This is a genomic window from Pseudomonadota bacterium (assembly GCA_010028905.1).
Lineage (GTDB): Bacteria > Vulcanimicrobiota > Xenobia > RGZZ01 > RGZZ01 > RGZZ01.
In genome coordinates this window covers 1-3,720 of record RGZZ01000485.1, presented here as the reverse complement: position 1 = coordinate 3,720, position 3,720 = coordinate 1, and the positions used below count along the sequence as shown (strand labels likewise).

Annotated in this window: 5 protein-coding genes; 4 read left to right on the top strand and 1 reads right to left on the bottom strand. The window is 65.9% G+C overall.

Annotation, left to right across the window (positions count from 1 at the left end):
- The 4 genes from EB084_21620 to smpB all read left to right on the top strand — a co-directional run.
- The coding region (locus tag EB084_21620) for a DNA-formamidopyrimidine glycosylase (GenBank protein ID NDD30864.1) at positions 1–323 on the top strand (323 nt) is incomplete at its 5' end.
- A gap of 3 nt (positions 324–326) precedes the next feature.
- Positions 327–1,970 (top strand): 30S ribosomal protein S1, encoded by a 1,644-nt coding sequence (rpsA, locus tag EB084_21615; GenBank protein ID NDD30863.1) that lies wholly within the window; start codon positions 327–329, stop codon positions 1,968–1,970.
- A 75-nt stretch (positions 1,971–2,045) separates the two neighbouring features.
- Positions 2,046–2,660 (top strand): dephospho-CoA kinase, encoded by a 615-nt coding sequence (locus EB084_21610; GenBank protein ID NDD30862.1) that lies wholly within the window; start codon positions 2,046–2,048, stop codon positions 2,658–2,660.
- A 6-nt stretch (positions 2,661–2,666) separates the two neighbouring features.
- A complete protein-coding gene (gene smpB / locus EB084_21605) occupies positions 2,667–3,149 on the top strand; it encodes an SsrA-binding protein SmpB (GenBank protein ID NDD30861.1) in 483 nt (160 codons plus the stop codon).
- A gap of 85 nt (positions 3,150–3,234) precedes the next feature.
- On the opposite strand, the gene EB084_21600 is transcribed toward smpB, so the two are convergent.
- On the bottom strand, positions 3,235–3,720 hold a 486-nt coding region (locus tag EB084_21600), incomplete at its 5' end, for a hypothetical protein (protein NDD30860.1).

The following is a 3,720-nucleotide window of genomic DNA, read 5'->3' as shown; positions in this document are numbered from 1 at the left end:
AGATCGCGGGCATAAGCGAGGCCTGCGCCGACGAGATCCTGCACGCGTCACGCGTGCGCCCGTCGCGCTCGGTCTCGACGCTCAGCGAAGACGAGGCTCGTGCCCTCTACTACGCCATCATCGAGGTCCTGCAGAAAGCAGTCCGCTTCGGCGGAACGTCCGATGCGCTGTGTCCCCTGATCGAGGGGGCGCCAGGCAGGTTCGGGGGGCTGCATTCGGTGCACGGTCGCGCGGGTCAGCCCTGCACGACCTGCGGGGGCGTCGTGCGTAGGAGCAGGGTGCGAGACGTGTCGGGTTTCTACTGTCCACGCTGCCAGCGATGAGCCATGCGGCGCACAAGCGTCGCAGCGCGGGCATGCGGTGAAGACGCGCGAAGCGCCCATCACGACACGAACGCGCAGACCAGTCCAGGGAACCTCCCCGGGCCTTTGCTCGTCCTGCCATGCGGGTACGAGTGCGAGGCAAGACCACAATCTCATATCGGTGAAGGCCGGGTCCAAGAGTCGGAGTCTCCCTGTCGACTCGGGGTGAACGCGCCCGTGACCCGGACGGTTGAAAGGAGACCAACGAACATGAATACTGACACAAGCGCGCCCGAGCAGGCCGCTGAAGAGACCCAGACCCCCCAGGCTGCTCCCCAGGAAGCGGTTGCTGAGACCGCTGAGATGAGCATGGCCGACCATCTCGCCCAGTCGTTCGCCGAGTTTGCGCCGAACAGCTTTGTCCACGGCCGCGTCGTGCGCGTCGACAAGGAGGGCGTCATGGTTGACGTCGGCTACAAGTCCGAGGGAATGATTCGCATCTCGGAGCTCTCCCACCGCTTTGTCAACGACCCGAACGAGGTCGTTAAGGTGGGCGACGAGATCGATTGCGTTGTTCTGAAGTCTGAAGATTCCGAGGGCGTTCTGCAGCTCTCGAAGAAGCGCGCCGACACCGAGGCCGCCTGGAAGCGCGTCATCGACGCCCACGAGAAGGGTGAGACGCTCACTGCCACCGCCATCGAGCAGGTGAAGGGCGGGCTCATCGTTGAGCTCGGTCTGCGCGGCTTCCTGCCGGCCTCACAGGTCGATGTTCGCCCCGTGAAAGACCTCGGCGACTTCGTCGGCGAGCTGCTCCAGCTCAAGGTCATCGAGATCGACCGCGCGCGCCGCAAGGTCGTGCTCTCGCGCAAGAAGGCGGTGGAAGAGGAGCGTCAGCGCGCTCGCAGCGCCACCATGGTGAACCTGGTCGAGGGGCAGGTCGTGCGTGGCCGTGTCGCTCGCACCACCGCGTTCGGTGCGTTCATCAACCTGGGTGGCGTCGACGGTCTGGTGCACATCTCCGAGATCTCGCATCGTCGCATCAAGGACCCCAAGGAGATCGTGAGCATCGGCGACGAGGTCGATGTCCTGGTCCTCAAGATCGACAAGAAGAAGGACCGCATCTCGCTGTCGATCCGCCAGGCCCGTCCCGATCCGTGGCTTACCATCGAAGACAGCTTCAAGGAAGGTCAGATCGTCAAGGGCACGGTCACCAAGCTCGCCAACAAGTACGTGTTCGTCGAGCTCGTTGATGGCGTCGAAGGGCTCGTGCCCATTCGTGAGCTGTCCGATGAGCGCGTGAACAAGGTCGAAGATGTGGTCTCCGTCGGGCAGGAGGTCGAGGTCAAGGTGATGTCGGTGCAGGCCCAGCTGCGACGCATCGAGCTCTCGGTGCGCCGCGCGTCGCCGCACTGGGTTGAGCCTGAGCCCCGCGCCGAGCGCGGCCCCCGCGAGGCCACTGGCCAGTTCACCATCGGCGCGCTGCTGAAGGAGAAGATGGCCGAGCGCGGCATCACCAACATCGACGCGCATCTGCGTGGCGAGCAGCAGGCAGCGGCCCCCGCCCCTGTGGCTGAGGCGCCTGCCCCTGTGGTCGAGGCGGCCCCCGCCCCCGTGGCCGAAGCCGTTGCTCCGGCAGAGGCTGAGGCGCCCGCACCCGTGACCGAGTAGGTCTCGGTCGCGGATGCGTGACGGTGCGCCGCCCCGCGAGGGGCGGCGCATTTCTCTTCTTGCAGGGAGGTTCTTGTGAACAGGCCCTTTCTCATCGGGCTCACCGGGGGCATTGCCAGTGGCAAGAATGCCGTGGCAGAAATGCTCTCGCGTCGCGGCGCTGCCGTTGTCGACGCCGATCGGGTGAGCCGGGATCTGGTCGCGCCCGGTTCCCCGCTGCTCGCGAAGATCGTCGAGGCGTGGGGAGAGGGAGTGCTCTCTCCCGACGGGTCGCTTGATCGCAAAGCGCTCTCCTCACGGGTCTTTGGCGACACGGAAGCGGTTGGGCGCCTCAATGCGCTCACCCATCCGGCCATCCTCGCGGAGATGGCGCGACGCGCGGAGGCGTCGGGGGAGTCTGTGGCGGTCTTCATGGCTCCCCTGCTGTTCGAAGCCGGAGGCGAAGGTCTGGTCGATGAGGTATGGGTGGTCACGGCTGACGAGGGGGAGCGGGTGCGTCGCATCCTGGCGCGCGACGGCCTGAGCGAGACCGAGGCGCGCGCGCGTATCGCCGTCCAGGTCTCTCCTGCACAGGCGCGCGCCAGAGCGGACGTGGTCATCGAGAACGATGGTGATCTCGTCGAGACCGAGCGACAGGTCGACGAGGCCTGGCAAGCCGTGGTCGCGCGGCTGCCGATTCGAGGAGCGTAGACGGGCATGGCACGCAAGGACGACGAGCATCAGAGCATCACCATGAATCGCAGGGCGCTGCACGAGTATTTCATCGATGAGCGATACGAGGCGGGTATCGTGCTGCAGGGCACCGAGGTCAAGTCGCTTCGCCTGGGACGGGCCAACCTGCAAGACGCCTATGCGCGGGTCGTCAACGGCGAGTGCTGGCTGCACAACCTGCACATCAGCCCGTTCGAGCAGGGCAACATCTTCAACCATGATCCGGTGCGCACGCGCAAGCTGCTGCTGAAGAAGCGTGAGATTGCCGAGCTCGCGGCGGTCAGTCAGCAGAAGGGGCTCACACTGGTTCCCCTGCGCCTGTACTGGAGCGGCGGACGCGCCAAGTGCGAGATCGGTGTCGGTCGTGGCAAGAAGGCCTACGACAAGCGCGATTCGATCAAGGAGCGCGAGACCCAGCGTGAGATCGATCGGGTGGTGCGCGCGAGGAACCGCGGCCACGAGGGGTGAGCCGGCGCGGGGCCACGACCCGAGGGGCGTGCCGCGTCCGGGTCGGCGTGTGAGCGGGGTAGCGACAACTCTCGCGGACGCTGCGCTAGTGCGACGCCACGTCGCGTTCGAGCAGCGTGACCACGGCGGAGCGCTGGGTGCGTGACATGTGTCTGAAGGACTCGATCACCTGGCTGAGCTTGTTTGCTGTGGCGCTGCTGATCTTGCCTTCCTCCACGCTCTCCGACAGCATCTCCTTCAGCTTGTCGAACGTGTCGAAGCCCATCGCCGACCCCTCGATGAAGGCCTCGCGATGATTCACCTCGCCCAGAAGGGTCGAGGTGCTGCCGTGCAGCTTGCTCACCATCAGCTGCTTGTAGCGCTGGTCGAGGCTTTTGTACATGGTTCTCACCGACGAAGGCAGCTTCTCCAGGGTTGAGATTGCTGTCGGGCTTGCGGATTCCAGAAGTCGCGGAGCCACGCCCAGAGAGTCGGCAAGCGGTTGGAGCGGAGAGGTCGTGGCAGGGGCGGTCGTGGCGGCCGCTGGAGGTGTGCGGGCGTGCGCGGCGGTGGTGGTCGTGGCGCCCCCAGC